The sequence below is a fragment of the uncultured Xanthomonas sp. genome (genome assembly GCF_964278005.1).
Lineage (GTDB): Bacteria > Pseudomonadota > Gammaproteobacteria > Xanthomonadales > Xanthomonadaceae > Xanthomonas_A > Xanthomonas_A sontii.
Window position 1 is genome coordinate 78,749 of sequence record NZ_CAXYKF010000016.1, and the last position, 16,344, is coordinate 95,092.

At 69.5% G+C, this 16,344-nt stretch carries 17 protein-coding genes; 6 read left to right on the forward strand and 11 right to left on the reverse strand.

Features of this window, described 5'->3' with window-relative positions:
* The first annotated feature begins 51 nt into the window (after positions 1-51).
* The 5 genes from ACHWVH_RS11580 (at position 52) to ACHWVH_RS11600 (ending at position 6,032) form a co-directional block, all read left to right on the forward strand.
* Complete coding sequence (locus ACHWVH_RS11580; RefSeq protein WP_017911056.1) at positions 52-585, forward strand: Smr/MutS family protein; 534 nt, start codon at positions 52-54, stop codon at positions 583-585.
* A gap of 326 nt (positions 586-911) precedes the next feature.
* On the forward strand, positions 912-1,979 hold the full coding sequence (locus tag ACHWVH_RS11585; RefSeq protein ID WP_394687210.1) for a VirK/YbjX family protein: 1,068 nt from the start codon (positions 912-914) through the stop codon (positions 1,977-1,979).
* A 48-nt stretch (positions 1,980-2,027) separates the two neighbouring features.
* Entirely contained in the window at positions 2,028-2,576 is a 549-nt protein-coding gene (locus ACHWVH_RS11590; protein WP_017911058.1) for an RNA polymerase sigma factor, read from the forward strand.
* The gene (locus tag ACHWVH_RS11595) at positions 2,576-3,544 is read left to right on the forward strand and encodes a FecR family protein (protein WP_394687211.1); all 969 of its coding nucleotides are present in this window, start codon (positions 2,576-2,578) and stop codon (positions 3,542-3,544) included. Before ACHWVH_RS11590 ends, ACHWVH_RS11595 begins: the two co-directional genes overlap by 1 nt.
* Before the next feature lie 175 nt (positions 3,545-3,719).
* Positions 3,720-6,032, forward strand: a complete 2,313-nt coding sequence (locus ACHWVH_RS11600; RefSeq protein WP_394687212.1) for a TonB-dependent siderophore receptor — start codon at positions 3,720-3,722, stop codon at positions 6,030-6,032.
* A 40-nt stretch (positions 6,033-6,072) separates the two neighbouring features.
* Here ACHWVH_RS11600 and truD read toward each other — a convergent pair whose 3' ends face one another.
* The 11 genes from truD to ACHWVH_RS11655 form a co-directional block, all read right to left on the reverse strand.
* Positions 6,073-7,122, reverse strand: a complete 1,050-nt coding sequence (gene truD / locus ACHWVH_RS11605) for a tRNA pseudouridine(13) synthase TruD (RefSeq protein ID WP_152236375.1) — start codon at positions 7,120-7,122, stop codon at positions 6,073-6,075.
* On the reverse strand, positions 7,119-7,622 hold the full coding sequence (gene ispF / locus ACHWVH_RS11610) for a 2-C-methyl-D-erythritol 2,4-cyclodiphosphate synthase (protein ID WP_394687213.1): 504 nt from the start codon (positions 7,620-7,622) through the stop codon (positions 7,119-7,121). The genes truD and ispF overlap by 4 nt, the downstream gene beginning before the upstream one ends.
* Positions 7,623-7,661: 39 nt before the next feature.
* Positions 7,662-8,129, reverse strand: coding sequence for a hypothetical protein (locus ACHWVH_RS11615; RefSeq protein ID WP_394687214.1), 468 nt, complete (start codon positions 8,127-8,129; stop codon positions 7,662-7,664).
* Positions 8,129-8,827, reverse strand: a complete 699-nt coding sequence (gene ispD / locus ACHWVH_RS11620) for a 2-C-methyl-D-erythritol 4-phosphate cytidylyltransferase (RefSeq protein WP_394687215.1) — start codon at positions 8,825-8,827, stop codon at positions 8,129-8,131. The genes ACHWVH_RS11615 and ispD overlap by 1 nt, the downstream gene beginning before the upstream one ends.
* A complete protein-coding gene (gene ftsB, locus ACHWVH_RS11625) occupies positions 8,827-9,189 on the reverse strand; it encodes a cell division protein FtsB (protein WP_043095785.1) in 363 nt (120 codons plus the stop codon). Before ftsB ends, ispD begins: the two co-directional genes overlap by 1 nt.
* A gap of 3 nt (positions 9,190-9,192) precedes the next feature.
* Positions 9,193-10,485: a phosphopyruvate hydratase gene (gene eno / locus ACHWVH_RS11630; protein ID WP_394687216.1), complete on the reverse strand. Its 1,293-nt coding sequence runs from the start codon at positions 10,483-10,485 to the stop codon at positions 9,193-9,195.
* 87 nt (positions 10,486-10,572) lie between these two features.
* Complete coding sequence (locus ACHWVH_RS11635; RefSeq protein ID WP_026143441.1) at positions 10,573-10,917, reverse strand: hypothetical protein; 345 nt, start codon at positions 10,915-10,917, stop codon at positions 10,573-10,575.
* A gap of 85 nt (positions 10,918-11,002) precedes the next feature.
* Positions 11,003-11,833: a 3-deoxy-8-phosphooctulonate synthase gene (gene kdsA, locus ACHWVH_RS11640; RefSeq protein WP_017911068.1), complete on the reverse strand. Its 831-nt coding sequence runs from the start codon at positions 11,831-11,833 to the stop codon at positions 11,003-11,005.
* Positions 11,830-12,117 (reverse strand): hypothetical protein, encoded by a 288-nt coding sequence (locus tag ACHWVH_RS11645; RefSeq protein WP_017912624.1) that lies wholly within the window; start codon positions 12,115-12,117, stop codon positions 11,830-11,832. The genes kdsA and ACHWVH_RS11645 overlap by 4 nt, the downstream gene beginning before the upstream one ends.
* The gene (locus ACHWVH_RS11650) at positions 12,114-13,778 is read right to left on the reverse strand and encodes a CTP synthase (RefSeq protein WP_394687217.1); all 1,665 of its coding nucleotides are present in this window, start codon (positions 13,776-13,778) and stop codon (positions 12,114-12,116) included. Before ACHWVH_RS11650 ends, ACHWVH_RS11645 begins: the two co-directional genes overlap by 4 nt.
* Before the next feature lie 137 nt (positions 13,779-13,915).
* Positions 13,916-14,170, reverse strand: coding sequence for a hypothetical protein (locus ACHWVH_RS11655; RefSeq protein WP_010343426.1), 255 nt, complete (start codon positions 14,168-14,170; stop codon positions 13,916-13,918).
* 165 nt (positions 14,171-14,335) lie between these two features.
* Here ACHWVH_RS11655 and parE point away from each other — a divergent pair, with 165 nt between their 5' ends.
* Positions 14,336-16,225 (forward strand): DNA topoisomerase IV subunit B, encoded by a 1,890-nt coding sequence (gene parE, locus ACHWVH_RS11660; protein WP_394687218.1) that lies wholly within the window; start codon positions 14,336-14,338, stop codon positions 16,223-16,225.
* Positions 16,226-16,344: the final 119 nt, after the last annotated feature.

Below are 16,344 nucleotides of genomic sequence, written 5' to 3' on the forward strand. Positions count from 1 at the left end.
CGGCAACGCCGCGCTCACCTCAAACCGCGCCGCACGCTCTAAGCTGTGCGCATGGCGCATTCCGACGACGAAGATCCCGCCGCGCTGTTCCGCGCGGCCATCGGCAAGGTGGCCCCGCTCAACGCGACGCCGCCGGCCAATGCCAAGCCGCGCCCCAAGCCGCGCGCGCGCATGGCCGAACGCGACGACGCCGAGGCGCAGGGCGAGTTCCAGCAATTGCTGCGCCAGAGCACGCCACTGGAAGCCGGCGACGTGGCCAGCTACCGCCGCGAGCATCTGCCGGCGCGGGTGTTCCAGCGCCTGCGCAAGGGGCAGTTCTCGGCCCAGGACGAACTGGACCTGCACGGTGCCACCGCGGCGCAGGCCGAGACGCTGCTGCGCCAGTTCCTGGCCGAGGCGCACGCGCACGAGTTCGGCTGCGTGCGGATCGTGCACGGCAAGGGCCTGCAATCGGGCGGCGTGCCGCTGCTGAAGAACCTGGTGGACCGCCTGCTGCGCCAGCGCAACGACGTGCTGGCCTTCCATTCGGCGCCGACCGCGCAAGGCGGCACCGGCGCGATGCTGGTGTTGCTGGCGCGGCGCTGAGCGGCGCCGCAACTGCTGCGGGCACCGCGGCTCGCGGGCCCCATCGGGAACCTGTGCATGGCCGAGGTGGAGGGCGCCGGATCGTGGCGCCGCCGAATCCGGCATCGCCCACTGATCTGTCATTCGCGTGCAAGAGCGGCTTCACCGCGACCGGCGTGAACGGGAACGCCCGTCGCGGCTATCGCGCGCGCCCGCTGCCTGCATGACGCAGATCCGGCCAGGCCGGGACGCCGCGGACGCGGCCGAGCACCGCGCGTGCGGACCCATTTCAATTTTCGCCCCTTGAAACGTCTTGTCAGAGAGCACCGTCCCTCTGCGAGCCGAACGTGACCGAAGCGACCACCGAATTCTTCCTGCAACCCACTGATCTGGTGGACGTTTCCGCGAGCGCCGCAGCGTTCGAAACGGCGCCGACCCGCCTGGCCCGGCCTGCGCCGCCACCCCGGCCGAGCGCCGATGCCGCACCGTCACGGTGGTGGCCGCTGTTCCTGGCCTCGTTCCAGCGGCGCACGGACTGGCACGGCAACCGCCTGCAGCGAGGGATCAAGGCGACCAAGTACCTGCTGCGCGCGTTGAGCATGCCGACCGAGCACGGGCGGTTCCTCGACGCAGTGCGCCGCGATCCGCGCATGCGTGGCTATGCCGAGCGCGACCCGCGCCTGCTCGAGCGCCACCTGCACCGCTTCGTCAATACCCGCTGGAGTAGCAAGGCGCGGCTGCGTCACCTCCGGCAGCACTACCGCCTGATGCTCGAGCGCCTGCCGGCCGCGTTGTTCGACGCCATCTACCGTCAAGGCCAGGCGGACCTGGGGACGCTGCCGCTGCACGATGGCAGCCTGCTGACGCTGTCGCTGCTGCCGCCGGCGCCGATGAGCTGCGAAGGCGAGCTCTGGTTGCAGCTCAGCGACGCGGCGGGACGCGAACTGTATCGCCTGGTGCTGACCGTGACCGGCGACGACGCCCATCCGACGGTACTGATCGGTTGCCTGCAGGGCCCAAAGGGTGCCGACGCCCGCGACGTGGTGCGCGCGCTGACCAAGCAGATGCACGGGCTGCGGCCCAAGCAACTGATGCTGTCCCTGGCCTGCACCTTCGCCGAGCGCCTCGGCGCGCACGCGATCCGCGCCGTCTGCAATGGCGCGCATCCGCTGCAGCGCAAGCGAGACGTGTTCCTGTCCGACTACGACGCGTTCTGGATCGAGCAGGGCGGTACGCCCATCGTCGATGGCTGGTTCGCGCTGCCGCTGACCCCGGCACGCAAGACCGCAGCCGATGTACCCAGCCAGCACCGCTCGGCGTTTCGCCGCCGCGAGGCATTGCGGACGCATGCGGAAGGCTTGCTGGCCGCGGCGCTGCCGGCCGCTTGCGGTGCTGCGTCGCGTGGCGGCCAGTGAGCCTGGCTATACTGCCGCGGCCGCTTCCCTCCAGGAGCATCAGCAGTCGTGAGCCGGGCCGAGCACACCGAGGGCGCGCCGTCGCCGGAGCAGGCGCCTGCGCACCAGGTCGACGCGCTGTTCAAGGAACATCACCGCGCCCTGCTCGCGTTCCTGCACTGCAAGCTCGGCTCGATGGCGGACGCGCAGGACGTGGCGCAGGAGGCGTACATGCGCATCGTGACGCTTGAGCGTCCCGACGCGCTGGCATCGCCGCGCGCCTACCTGTTCCATGTCGCCTCGAACCTGGCGGTGGACCGGCTGCGCATGCGCAAGGTCCGCGAAAACGCCGCAGTGGAGCTGCCGGAACACGATCTGCCGCTCCCGCCGGTTCCGGAGCGGCACGCCACGGCCAGCGAGCAGCTGCGCGCGTTGACCCGGGCGTTGAAGGAACTTCCCGCAAAGACCAGCCGCGCCTTCGTGCTGCACGTGATCGAAGGCAAGGACTTCGGCATGATCGCCAAGGCGATGAACGTGAGCGAACGGATGGTCCGCTACCATGTGGCCAACGCGCTCGCGCATTGCCGCAAACGCTTCGACGAAGCGGAGATCCCGTAATGGACAGCGGCATCGACCAACACATCCTCGACGACGCCGCGCGCTGGTGGGCCCTGCTGCGCGAACCCGACAGCAACGAGGACACCGTGGCGCGCTGGCTGGACTGGACGGAGGCCGACCCGCGGCATCTGCAGGCGTTCGAACGCATCAATGCGCTCGGCGGCGACCTGGCGACGCTCGATGCGACAGCGCGGGACGAGGTGGTGCGCAGGTTCGCGCCGCCGCGTTCGCGCTGGCGGCCGCTGCAGGTCGCGGCCTGCGTGGGCGTGCTGGCGCTCGGCGGCGCCCTGGCCTGGCGGCAGCTGCACCCGCCGCCACTCACCCAGGTCTACAGCAGCGCGACCAGCCGCCACCAGGACATCGTGCTGGCGGACGGGTCCAAGATCGCGCTCGGCGGCGCATCGAAGTTGAGCACCCGCTTCAGCGCCGCGCAGCGCCACGTGGACCTGATCGCCGGCGAGGCTTTCTTCGACGTGGCGCACCACGCCGGGCGCCCGTTCGTGGTCGACGCCGGCGGCGTGTCGATCCTGGACGTGGGCACCGCCTTCGACGTCAGCCGCGACGGCGAACGCGTCGAAGTCGCGGTCACCGAGGGCCGGGTCCGCATCTACGGTGCCGGCCAGGTGCCGGCCGACGGCAGCGGCGGGCTGGAAGCGGTGGCCGGACAGCGCGTGTCCTACGATCCGGCCAAGCCCGCGCTTCAGGTCGGCCAGATCGACGTGGCGCAGGCCACCGCCTGGCGCGATCACCGGCTGGAGTTCGTCGATACGCCACTGGACACGGTGATCGCGCGGGTCAACCGCTACAGCGACCGGCCACTGCGCCTGGACGACCCGGAGCTTGCGCGGCTGAGCTTCACCGGTACCGTCGACACCCAGGCGACCGCGCAGTGGATCGAGGCCTTGCCGCAGGTGTTCCCGCTGCGGGTGCGCCAGGGCAAGGACGAGATCGTGCTGAGCCGCCGTTAGGCGATACCGCGCGCCGCCCGGGCTTAGGGGCGGCGGGCGCCCCCGCGTCGACGTCGCCGCGCGTGGCATAATTCGCGCTTCCGCTGGGGGGCGACGGGCAGTGCGTGGGCTGAGGCGACTGATCATCTGCGGCAGCCTGGCATTGCAACTCGCACCCTGCCCCCCTGCCCTCGCCGTGCCACTCGCGCCCGACGCACGGCAGATCGGGTTCTCGATCCCGCCGCAGGCGCTGTCCACGGCGCTGATCGCGTACGGCAAGCAGGCCAACGTGCAGGTGCTGACCGCCAGCCCGACCCTGGCCGGGATGCGCAGCGACGGGCTGCAAGGCATGTTCACCCCGGACGCGGCGCTGCAGCGCCTGCTGCAATCGAGTGGGCTCGCGTACCGCATGCTCGATGCGAACACGGTGGCGGTCACCCCCGCCGCCACGGCGCCGGTCGATCCTGCGGATGCCGCCGATGCGCACCGCGCCGGCGCGCCAGCCAAGCTGCTGGAACAGGTCGACGCCGCGGCGCTGACCGATCACGCCATGGGCGACGTGCCAGCCTATGCCAGCGACGCGCTGCGTTACGCCGCCGATTCCATCGCCGTGCCGCAGTCGGTGAATGTGGTCGCTCCGCATCTGCTGGCCTCGCAACAGGTGCGCACCGTCGCCGACGCCCTGCGCAACGTGGCCAGCGTGCAGCAGATCGAAAATCCGTTGCGCGCGCCGCTGTTCAAGATCCGCGGCATCTACACCGGCAACGGCATGACCGACGGGATGCCGAACAGCTTCGTCGGCCTCGGCGGCTACCCGCCGATGATCGGCGTGGAGCGGGTCGAAGTGCTCAAGGGCCCGGAATCGATCCTCGGCGACAGCAACGGCGGCGACATGAGCGGACTGATCAACGTCGTCACCAAGCAACCGCTGCGCACACCGAAGCGCGAACTGAGCTACGTCCTCGGCGAGCGCGGCGACGTGCAGGCCGGGCTCGATGCGACCGGACCGATCGGCGCCACGCCGCTGAGCTATCGGCTCGTCGTCTCCGGCCAGCATGCCGATTCCACGGCGCAAGGCTACGGCCCGCGCAATGCCGCCTACCTGGCGCCGTCCATCGCCTGGCAGGGAGACGACAACCGCCTGGTGCTCGGCGTGCAGCGCGTGACCGATCGGCAGCCGGCCGCCGACCATGCCCTGCTGCTGCGCAACCGCGTGTCGGCGATGACGCCCAGGAGCTTGCGGCTGGGCAACGCACAGGACCATACCGCCTACCGCACCCAGCGCGCCTATTACCTGTTCGATCAGCGGCTCAGCGACCGCTGGCAACTGCGCAGCCGCGGCCAGTACGTGACCCAGGCGATCGACGCGCGCAACTGGGGCATGCTGTCGCCTTCGCCGAAGGGCGCCGTGCGCGCCTATGCCGAGGCATACCGCAATACGACGGCGTACTACACCATCCAGAACGACCTGGTCGGCAGCTTCGGCGACGGGCCGCTGCGGCAGACCGTGACCCTGGGCCTGGATTACACGCGCGCGCGGCTGGGCAGCAGCGATTACTTCATCCGCATGCACCGCAACCGCTACGACGTGTTCGGCGACGAGCGGCTGGGTCCGGTGCACTGGCCGCATTCGCGGCGCGGGATTCTGCATTACCCCGGCAGCCCATGGTCGAGCCGCAGCGGCATCCTGCTGCAGGACCAGATCAGCATGGGCGAACGCTGGGACGTGCTGCTGGCGCTGCGCCGCTCGGCGTACGAGATTTCCAGCTACGATGCCAAGGGCAAACTGCGCCAGTTGCGCCGGCGCCGCTGGGTGCCCAACGTCGGCGTGGTCTACAAGCTGACCCCGGAGGCGTCGCTGTACGCCAGCACCATGAACGGCTTTGCGCCGAGCGCCGTGCTCGGCAAGAACGGCCGGCCATTGCCGCCCGCGTTGTCGCGGCAGGTGGAGGTGGGGGCGAAGATCGATCTGTTCGAGCACCGGGCGCGGCTCAGCGCCGCCTACTACCAGATCACCGTCGACCGCAGCTTCGACCTGGTGCTGGCGCATCCGTCGTACTTCGCCAGACCGATCGACAGCCAGAGCAACCACGGGCTGGATCTCGACTTCGTCGGCGCCCTCGCCCCCGGCCTGGAACTGAGCAGCAGCCTGGCGCTGGCCCGCATCGGCCGGCGCGACGGTACGCCGACCCTCGGCGTGCCGCGCACCCGTTTCACCCTGTGGAGCAGCTACCAGTTCCAGGATAGCCGCTGGAGCGGCTGGGGCGTGGCCGGCGGCATCCTGGCGCGCGATCACACCCTCGGCCGCCGCCTGGCCGGCGGCTATTTCAAGATTCCCGGGCAGGCCAGCGTGGACGCGAACGTGTCCTATCGCACCGAGACCTGGGGCGTGACCGTGGGTATGCGCAACGTCTTCGATCGGCGACTGTACGCCGACGAGTTCGACGAAACCTTCGTGCCGCTGCCGGACGGCAGCAGCCTGCTGCTGACCGGCACCTATCGGTTCTAGCGCGCGTCGTCGCGACCGACGCGGCAGGCGTCGGCCGCGCTCAGGCCTCGGTGGAGGCCTGCGGCGCCTCTTCGACCTGGCCGAGTTCGTGCAGCAGTGCCGTGGCGTAGCTGCCCGGCGGCAATGCGAAGCGCAGTTCCAGCGCGTCGTCCTGCCCGTCCAGCCAGCGCCATTGCAGGTCGGCCACGCGCAGGCGGGTCGCCCGCCGCTCCTGCTTCAGGCCCTCGCGCTCCAGGCCGTCGCGCAGACGCTGCGCGACCGCCTCGTCCAGCACCGCCAGTTCCAGCGCACGCGCCGCCTCGGCGCTGCGCAGCTCGCCGGCGCCCCACAGCGGCGCGGACGGATGGATGTCGAAGCGCTGCAAGCGCTCGGCCAGCGCCTCCGACCACGGCTCCGGACCGAACACGCTGCGGCTGCCGTCGAGCATCCACACTTCGCCGTCCAGCGCGCTGTCCCAGTTGCCGGCGGCCACGCGGGCGGCCAGCACCCGGTTGAACAGCTCCGAACGGGCCGCCGACAGCAGCAGCGAGCGCTGCTCGCGGCGCACGCGGCGGCCGCCGAACATCGCCAGCGCGGCGCCGACGTTGCCGCCATCGCGGCCGAAGCGCTGTTCGCCGAACCAGTTGGGAATGCCGCGCGCGGCGATCTGCGCCAGCCGCGTCTCGATCGCGCCGCGCTCGCCGCGCACCTCGCGCAACACCAGCACGAAGCCGTTGCCGGCCAGCGCGCCACGCGGCAGCTTGCGGTTGTGCCAGTGCGCTTCCAGCACCTGCAGATCCGCGTCCTGCAAGCTGTCCAGCGCCGGCGCCACACGCTTGGGCAGATGCACCGAGAAGCGCTGGGTGGTGACCGCATGGCGGTCCTTCATGCCGGCGTAGCCGATCGCCAGTTCCGCCACCCCGGCCCACTGCGCCAGGCGGCGCGCGGCGAAGGCGGTGTTCATGCCGCGCTTGCGCACGGTCAGCAGCAGGTGCTCGCCCTCGCCGCTGGGCGCGAACGCGGGCAGTTCGTCGACCTGGAAATCCTCGGCGGTGCTGCGCATGCGCGCCTGCAACGGCGCGGCGCCGAACGCACGCGGCAACTCGCTCACAGCGCCACCAGCAGGGCCACGGCCTGCGCCGCGATGCCTTCGCCACGGCCGGTGAAGCCGAGCTTCTCGCTGGTGGTGGCCTTGACGCTCACGCAGTCCAGTTCGACCTGCAACAGCGCCGCAAGGCGCTCGCGCATCGCCTGCGCATGCGGGCCGACCTTGGGCCGTTCGCAGATCACGGTGATGTCGGCATTGCCCAGGCGCCAGCCGCGCGCGTGCAGCAGGCCGACGCAGTGATCGAGAAACTGCGCACTGTCGGCGCCCTTCCAGCGCGGATCGGATGGGGGAAAATGCTGGCCGATGTCGCCCAGCGCCAGCGCGCCGAGCAAGGCGTCGCACAGGGCGTGGATCACCACGTCGCCGTCGCTGTGGGCAAGCACGCCGCGCTCATGCGCCACGCGCACGCCGCCGAGCATGATGTGGTCGCCCTCGCCGAAGGCGTGGACGTCGTAGCCCTGGCCGATGCGGAAGGGAGGAACGGAAAGGGAATCGTGTGACATGGGAATCCTGTTCGTAGAAGCGTCGACGCCGTCCGGCGGTCAGACGCCGGAGTGCAGCGTGCGCACGTAAACCGGGAGCGGCTCGGAAGCCGGCATGGCCTCTCGTTCGTCCGCTGCGCCCCACAGCGGGTTGAGCCAGTCGTCATGGACGATGCGTGCGACCAGCGCCGGCAGCGGCGTGTGCCGGGTCGGCACGCGGAACGGCAGACGGCCGTGCGCCGACGACACCAGGCTGAAGCGCAACTGCCGCGCCTGGCCATCATGCCAGCAGTAGAAGGTCATCGCCGGCGCCGCCTGCGCGCGCAGCGTGGCCTGGCGATCGTCGGCGGCCGCCTCCACGAACCGCGCCACGCTCGCCACGTCGATGCCTGCGGCGTGATCCTCGCGCGGCGAGAACGCCCACAGGTTGGCATTGGCCTCGTGCTGGATGTCGTCGCCATCGACCACGATCGCAGCGTTCGCGGCCTGCTGCAGCCAGGCGTGCGCCACCGCGTCCTCGAACCGCATCAGCCGCCCTGCCGCTGGAACAGTTCGAACTCGAAACGCGCCAAGTCGGCCGGCGTGGTGATCTTGAAGTTGTCTTCGGCGCCCTCGACCAGCAGCGGCCGCAGCCCCAGCAACTCCATCGCCATCGCGTCGTCGGTGACCTCGACCCCGGCCGCGGCGGCCTGCTCCAGGGCCCGGCTCAGTTGCATGCGCCGGAACAGTTGCGGGGTCAACGCGCGCCACAGGCGCTCGCGCGGTTCGGTGCCATCGATGCCGCCGTCGTCGCCAGCGCGCTTGAGCGTGTCGCGCACCGGTGCAGCCAGGATCGCGCCGACCGGATCGCCGCGCCCCGCCTCCAGCAGCCGGTCCAGGTCGGCCAGCGCCAGATTCGGCCGCGCCGCATCGTGCACCAGCACGAAGTCGTCCGCCTTCACCGACTCCGGCAAGGCATGCAACGCGGCCAGCACCGAGCCGGCACGGCTGCCGGCGCCCAGGCAGGTCAGGACCGGCTTGCCAGCCAGTTCGGTCCAACCCGGCCACTGTGCATCGTCCACGCCCAGCGCCACCATCGCCCCGGCCACCGCCGGATGCGCCAGCAGCGCTTCCAGCGCATGCGCCAGCAACGGGCGCCCGCCCGCCTGCAGGTACTGCTTGGGCGTGGCGCCGCCGAAACGGGTGCCGCGGCCAGCCGCCGGGACCACGGCCCAGACGGTGGCCATCAGGGCTGCTCGCCCGGCGCCGGCGTCACAGGCGCCGGCTGCGCGCCGGCTGCCGTACCGGCCGGCGCGGTCGACACCGGCGCGTTCTCGACCACGCGGTAGAACTTTTCGCCCGGTTTGATCATGCCCAGTTCGCTACGCGCGCGCTCCTCGATCGCCGCCTCACCGTCCTTGAGGTCCTTGACCTCGGCGGCGAGCGCGGCGTTGCGTTGCTGCAGACCTTCGTTGTCGCGCTTCTGGTGCTCGACCTGACTTTCGAGCACCAGCACTTCGCCGGAATTGCCCGGGCCGAGCCAGAAACGGTACTGCAGCCACGCCAGCAGTCCCGCCAGCACCAGCAGCAGCCAGCGCCAGTTGCGCACGGCTTATCGCTTGAGCGAGACGAACGCGTCGCGCCCGGCGTAGCGCGCGGCGCTGCCGAGCGCTTCCTCGATGCGCAGCAGCTGGTTGTACTTGGCCACGCGATCGCTGCGGCACAGCGAGCCGGTCTTGATCTGGGTGGCGGTGGTGGCCACGGCGATGTCGGCGATGGTGGTGTCCTCGGTCTCGCCGGAACGGTGCGAGACGATCGCCGCATAGCCGGCCTTGTCGGCCATGGCAATGGCTTCCAGGGTCTCGGTCAGGGTGCCGATCTGGTTGACCTTGATCAGGATCGCGTTGGCGGTGCCGGACTCGATGCCCTGCTTGAAGATCTTCGGGTTGGTCACGAACAGGTCGTCGCCGACCAGTTGCACCTTGCTGCCGACGCGGTCGGTGAGCAGCTTCCAGCCGGCCCAGTCGTCCTCGGCCAGGCCGTCCTCGATGCTGACGATCGGATACTGCGCGGCCCAGTCGGCGAGGAAGTCGACGAACTGCTCGCTGGTCAGGCGCTTGCCCTCGCCCACCAGGTGGTACTTGCCGTTGTCGTAGAACTCGCTGGAGGCCACGTCCAGGCCCAGCAGCACGTCCTCGCCAGCGGTGTAGCCGGCCTTGCCGATCGCTTCCAGGATGGTGTCCAGCGCTTCCACGTTGCTGCGGAAGTCCGGGGCGAAGCCGCCCTCGTCGCCGACCGCGGTGGACAGGCCGTGGCCCTTCAACACCGACTTCAGCGCGTGGAAGATCTCGGTGCCGGCGCGCAGCGCCTCGGAGAACGAGGCGGCGCCGACCGGCAGCACCATGAACTCCTGGAAATCGACGTTGTTGTCGGCATGCGCGCCGCCGTTGATGATGTTCATCATCGGCACCGGCAGCGCCAGGTTGGCGGTGTTGCCCGCGGCCAGCGACTGCCACAGCGGCTGCTTGCGCGAGGCGGCAACGGCATGCGCGTTGGCCAGCGAGACGCCGAGCAGCGCATTGGCGCCCAGGCGGCCCTTGTTCTCGGTGCCGTCCAGGTCGATCAGGCGGCGGTCCAGGCCCTGCTGGTCGGCGGCGTCGAAGTCCTTCAGCGCGCCGGCGATGGTGGTGTTGACGTTCTCCACCGCCTTGCGCACGCCCTTGCCCAGGTAGCGGGTCTTGTCGCCGTCGCGCAGCTCGACCGCTTCCTTGGTGCCGGTGGACGCGCCCGAAGGCACCGCGGCACGACCGAACGAACCGTCCTCCAGGATGACATCGGCTTCCAGCGTGGGATTGCCGCGGCTGTCGAGGATTTCACGGGCGTGGATGCTGCGGATCGTACTCATGGGCGGGCCGGTTACCTGTAGGAAGAGGGGGCGGAAACGAATGCCGGCTGATTATCCCCGGCCGCCGGTTCCTTGCCAAATCCCGCCTCAGCCGGCGCCCATCAGGCCCAGCGGGATTCCGCTGAGGAAGAGCAGGATCAAGACCAGCATCGCCAGCAGCAGGCCGCCGGCGATGCCGGCTAGGAGGCGGCCGCGGCGCTGCGTCCAACTCAGCGCGGCGGCGATCGTCGCGCCCACCGCAGCCACTGCCACTACCAGCAGGGCGATCACCATCCAGAACAGCATGGCCAGGAAATGATCGCCGTGGCTGGGCGTGCCAATCCCACTGGAGAAGGCGAACAGCGCCACGACCAGCGCCGCCCACGCCAGCAACGACAACAACAAGGCACACAGCCCCCAAGGCCAGGCGCCGGCCCGCTCGGGTGCGGTCATCGCCGCGGCTCCGAGAAGGCGGCGAACACCCGGCAGCCCGCACCCGGCCAGGATCGGCACAGCCGCAGCGGCGGCGGCGCGCGCCTCACGCGAAGCGCGAGAACCCGTGTTTCTTGGTCACCGCGTCCAGTTCCATCAGCGTTTCCAGCAACGCTTCCATCTGATCCAGCGGCCACGCATTGGGGCCGTCGGACAGTGCCTTGGACGGGTCCGGATGGGTCTCGGCGAACACGCCGGCCACGCCCACGGCCACCGCCGCGCGCGCCAGCACCGGCACGAACTCGCGCTGGCCGCCGGAACTGCCGCCCTGCCCGCCCGGCAGTTGCACCGAATGGGTGGCATCGAACACCACCGGGCAGCCCGTCTCGCGCATCACACTCAGCGAGCGCATGTCGCTGACCAGGTTGTTGTAGCCGAAGCTGGCACCGCGCTCGCAGACCATGATCTGCTCGTTGCCGGTGGACTTGGCCTTCTCCACCACCGGCTTCATGTCCCACGGCGACAGGAACTGGCCCTTCTTGATGTTGACCGGCTTGCCGGCGGCGCACACGTTCTTGATGAAATCGGTCTGCCGCACCAGGAACGCCGGCGTCTGCAGCACGTCCACCACCGCCGCCACCTCGTGCATCGGCGTGTACTCGTGCACGTCGGTCAGCACCGGCACGCCGATCTGGGTCTTCACCGCCTCCAGCACCTTCAGCCCTTCCTCCAGGCCGGGGCCACGGAAGCTGGTACCGGAGGTGCGGTTGGCCTTGTCGAAGCTGGACTTGAAGATGAAGTTGATGCCCAGCCGGCCGGTGATCTCCTTGAGCCTGCCGGCCACGTCGAGCTGCAGTTGCATCGACTCGATCACGCACGGGCCGGCGATCAGGAACAGCGGCCGGTCCAGGCCGACGTCGAATCCACAGAGCTTCATTGATTACCTTCCGGAGGTTCAGAGGGGCGCGGGAGGGGCGCAGGGACGGAGCCGCCGCCGAACCTGCCGGCAGCCCAGATGAGTGCGCCGATCAGCGCCAGCGGCGCAGCTAGCCCCACCGCCGCGATCAGGCAATACATCAGCCCCATCCCATAGCTATCGGCCAAGCCGGTGCTGCTGCGCCAGGAGAAATAGACCAGCAAGGCCGCAGGAAACACCAGCACCGCCGCCGCAAAGAACCAGCGCGCGACCCTGCTCTCGCTGCTGCGCCCGGTCGCAGTCACGCCCTGGCTTCCTTGAGCAGCTTGCCGCCGGCCTTGCGCTCGCGCGCGGCGCGCACGAAGCCGATGAACAACGGGTGGCCGTCGCGCGGCGTGGACAGGAATTCCGGGTGCGCCTGGCAGGCCAGGAACCACGGATGCGTCTCGCGCGGCAACTCCACCATCTCCACCAAGGTGTCGTCCATCGACTTGGCGGCAATCACCAGGCCGGCGTCCTCGAGCTGGGTGCGATAGCGGTTGTTGAACTCGTAACGGTGGCGATGGCGCTCGGCGACCACGTCCTTGCCGTACAGCTCGCGCGCCAGCGTGCCCGGCTTGAGCCGCTGCTCCTGCAGGCCCAGGCGCATGGTGCCGCCGAGATCGGACTTCTCGTCGCGCTTCTCGACATCGCCAGTGGCGGTGCGCCATTCGGTGATCAGGCCGATCACCGGGTACGGCGACTGCCGGTCGTTCTCGGTGCTGTTGGCCGCGTCCAGCCCGGCGACATGCCGCGCATAGTCGACCACCGCAGCCTGCATGCCGTAGCAGATGCCGAAGTACGGCACGCCGTGCTGGCGGGCGTAGCGCGAGGTCAGCACCTTGCCTTCGAAACCGCGGTCGCCGAAGCCGCCCGGCACCAGGATGCCGTCCACGTCGGCCAGGGCCCCCATGTCGCTGCCTTCCAGGTCCTGCGCTTCCAGCCACTTCAGGTTGACCTTGGTGCGCTGGCGCAGACCGCCGTGCTTGAGCGCCTCGCCGACCGACTTGTATGCGTCCTGATGGTCCACGTACTTGCCAACCACGGCGATGGTGACCTCGTCGAGCGGATGCTTGATCGCGTCGACCACGGCTTCCCACTCCGACAGGTTGGCCGCGCCGACCTTGTCGCGCAGCTTGAACTGGTCGATGACGATCTCGTCCAGGCCCTGCCGGTGCAACTCCAGCGGCATGCCGTAGAGCACGTCGATGTCGGCGGCGCTGATCACCGCGCGCTCGGAGACGTTGGTGAACAGCGCGATCTTGCGCCGCTCCGAATCCGGGATCGCCTGCTCCGAGCGGCACAGCAGCACGTCCGGCTGGATGCCGATCGAGCGCAGTTCCTTGACCGAATGCTGGGTCGGCTTGGTCTTCAGTTCGCCGGCCGCGGCGATGTACGGCACCAGGGTGAGGTGCATGAACATGGCCTTCTCGGCGCCGCGCTCGGTGCGCACCTGGCGGATCGCCTCCAGGAACGGCAGCGACTCGATGTCGCCGACGGTGCCGCCGATCTCGACCAGCGCCACGTCGTAGCCGGCGGTGGCTTCATCCACGCAGCGACGGATCTCGTCGGTGATGTGCGGAATCACCTGCACGGTGGCGCCGAGGTAGTCGCCGCGGCGCTCCTTGCGGATCACGTTCTCGTAGATGCGCCCGGTGGTGACCGAATTCTTGCGCGACAGGCGCGTGCGCACGAAGCGCTCGTAATGCCCCAGGTCCAGGTCGGTCTCGGCGCCGTCGTCGGTGACGTACACCTCGCCGTGCTGGAACGGGCTCATCGTGCCCGGGTCGACGTTGATGTAGGGGTCCAGCTTCATCATCGTGACCGACAGGCCACGTGCTTCGAGAATGGACGCAAGCGAAGCGGCCGCGATGCCCTTGCCTAGCGAGGACACTACGCCGCCGGTAACGAAGATCAGGGGGGTCATGGCTCAAAGGCCTCCCGGAAAGCCATAGTTTAACGGGTGAAGCGGATTTGCCCAAGCGCTTTTGCGCAACAGCCGCCCCACAAAAAAGCGACGCCCCGGGCGACCGGGGCGTCGTGTGCAGGAAACCGTGCGCAGACTCAGGGCTTGCGCGCTTCCTCTTCCTCTTCCTTCTTCGGCGCGGCCGCATCCTTGCCGGCCTTGTGCTCGGCGGCCGCGGCGGCGCGGCGCTTGGCCTTGGCATCGGCCTCGGCCTTTTCCTTGGCGACCTGCGCCTCATAGGCGGCGGCACCGGAGGCGGCCGGATCGGCGCTCTGCGCCTGGGCCATCGCGACCGGCACGGCCACCGCGGCGGCGACCAGGGCGGCCAGGGTCAACAGCTTGCGAACGTTCATGGCGGACTCCTTTGGGACGTGCGACGAAGATGTGGGCGACGTCGCGGTTTTTCCAGGGCCAGCGTAGCGTGGAGCCCCCGCACCCGCCCTGAACACCGGCGACGTGCAAAAAACCGCCGCAGACCGCACACTTCCGGATCTGCTTCGCGCCACCTGCTGAGACGCATGAATACCCGCTACAACGCCGCCGACATCGAAGTTCTCTCTGGCCTGGACCCGGTCAAGCGCCGGCCCGGCATGTACACCGACACCGCACGCCCCAACCACCTGGCCCAGGAAGTCATCGACAACGCCGTGGACGAGGCGCTGGCCGGCCACGCCCGGCACATCGAGGTGACGCTGTACAAGGACGGCAGTTGCGAGGTGTCCGACGACGGCCGCGGCATGCCGGTGGACATCCATCCGGAAGAGAAGATCTCCGGCGTCGAACTGATCCTCACCCGGCTGCATGCCGGCGGCAAGTTCAGCGACCGCAACTACACCTTCAGCGGCGGCCTGCACGGCGTCGGCGTCAGCGTGGTCAATGCGCTGTCCAATCGGGTGGAACTGTTCATCAAGCGCGAAAGCAACGAGTACCGCATGGCCTTCGCCGACGGCCACGCCGCCTCCAAGCTGGAGATCGTCGGCAGCGTCGGCAAGAAGAACACCGGCACGCGTCTGCGCTTCTGGCCGGATCCGAAGTACTTCGACACGTCGAAGTTCGCGGTGCGCGCACTGCGCCACCTGCTGCGCGCCAAGGCGGTGCTGTGCCCCGGCCTGACCGTCAAGCTGCACGACGAGGCCACCGGCGAGCAGGACACCTGGTACTTCGAGGACGGCCTGCGCGACTACCTGCGCGGCGAACTGGCCGAGCGCGAGCTGCTGCCGGCGGAGCTGTTCGTCGGCAGCCTGAAGAAGGACCGCGAGATCGTCGACTGGGCGGTGGCCTGGGTGGTGGAAGGCGAACTGGTGCAGGAGAGCTACGTCAACCTGATCCCCACCGCGCAGCACGGCACCCACGTCAACGGCCTGCGCAGCGGCCTCACCGACGCGCTGCGCGAGTTCTGCGATTTCCGCAACCTGCTGCCGCGCGGCGTCAAGCTGGCACCGGAAGACGTGTGGGACCGCGTGGCGTTCGTGCTGTCGCTGAAGATGACCGACCCGCAGTTCAGCGGCCAGACCAAGGAACGCCTGTCCTCGCGCCAGGCCGCCGGCTTCATCGAGGGCGCCGCACACGACGCCTTCAGCCTGTGGCTGAACCAGAACGTGGAGACCGGCACGCGCATCGCGCAGATCGCCATCGACCGCGCCAGCGCGCGGTTGAAGACCGAGAAGCAGATCGTGCGCAAGAAGGTCACCCAGGGCCCGGCGCTGCCGGGCAAGCTGGCCGACTGCATCAGCCAGGACCTGTCGCGCACCGAACTGTTCCTGGTCGAGGGCGACTCGGCGGGCGGCAGCGCCAAGCAGGCCCGCGACAAGGATTTCCAGGCGATCCTGCCGCTGCGCGGCAAGATCCTCAACACCTGGGAAGTGGCCTCCGGCAGCGTGCTGGCCTCGGAGGAAGTGCACAACCTGGCGATCGCGATCGGCTGCGACCCGGGCAAGGAGGAGATCGACGGCCTGCGCTACGGCAAGGTGGTGATCCTGGCCGACGCCGACTCCGACGGCCTGCACATCGCGACCCTGTTGACCGCGCTGTTCCTGCGCCACTTCCCCGCCCTGGTGCGCGCCGGCCACGTGTTCGTGGCGATGCCGCCGCTGTTCCGCGTGGACGTGGGCAAGCAGGTGTTCTACGCGCTGGACGAGGAAGAGAAGCGCTCGCTGCTGGACAAGATCGAACGCGAGAAGATCAAGGGCCAGGTCAGCGTCACCCGCTTCAAGGGCCTGGGCGAGATGAATCCGCAGCAGTTGCGCGAATCCACCATCCACCCCGACACCCGGCGCCTGGTACAGCTGACCGTGGACGACGGCGACCAGACCCGCTCGCTGATGGACATGCTGCTGGCCAAGAAGCGCGCCGGCGACCGCAAGCAGTGGCTGGAGACCAAGGGCGACCTGGCGTCGCTGGAGGTCTGAGGCGACGCAAGCGCGGCTGCTTGCTGCCGTCGCAGGAGCGGCTTCAGCCGCGACCTGGCGTTGTCGGGAAAGCCCTGTCGCGGCTGAAGCCGCTCCTGCGACAGGCGGCGGCGGAGCCT

Excerpts from the sequence above, each read along its gene's own strand:
- ACHWVH_RS11580 (WP_017911056.1), top strand. The coding sequence starts at position 52 with ATGGCGCATTCCGACGACGAAGATCCCGCCGCGCTGTTCCGCGCGGCC.
- ACHWVH_RS11655 (WP_010343426.1), bottom strand. The coding sequence starts at position 14,170 with ATGAACGTTCGCAAGCTGTTGACCCTGGCCGCCCTGGTCGCCGCCGCG.
- ACHWVH_RS11635 (WP_026143441.1), bottom strand. The coding sequence starts at position 10,917 with ATGACCGCACCCGAGCGGGCCGGCGCCTGGCCTTGGGGGCTGTGTGCC.
- kdsA (WP_017911068.1), bottom strand. The coding sequence starts at position 11,833 with ATGAAGCTCTGTGGATTCGACGTCGGCCTGGACCGGCCGCTGTTCCTG.
- ACHWVH_RS11615 (WP_394687214.1), bottom strand. The coding sequence starts at position 8,129 with ATGCGGTTCGAGGACGCGGTGGCGCACGCCTGGCTGCAGCAGGCCGCG.
- ACHWVH_RS11650 (WP_394687217.1), bottom strand. The coding sequence starts at position 13,778 with ATGACCCCCCTGATCTTCGTTACCGGCGGCGTAGTGTCCTCGCTAGGC.
- eno (WP_394687216.1), bottom strand. The coding sequence starts at position 10,485 with ATGAGTACGATCCGCAGCATCCACGCCCGTGAAATCCTCGACAGCCGC.
- ispF (WP_394687213.1), bottom strand. The coding sequence starts at position 7,622 with ATGTCACACGATTCCCTTTCCGTTCCTCCCTTCCGCATCGGCCAGGGC.
- ispD (WP_394687215.1), bottom strand. The coding sequence starts at position 8,827 with ATGGCCACCGTCTGGGCCGTGGTCCCGGCGGCTGGCCGCGGCACCCGT.
- parE (WP_394687218.1), top strand. The coding sequence starts at position 14,336 with ATGAATACCCGCTACAACGCCGCCGACATCGAAGTTCTCTCTGGCCTG.
- ACHWVH_RS11595 (WP_394687211.1), top strand. The coding sequence starts at position 2,576 with ATGGACAGCGGCATCGACCAACACATCCTCGACGACGCCGCGCGCTGG.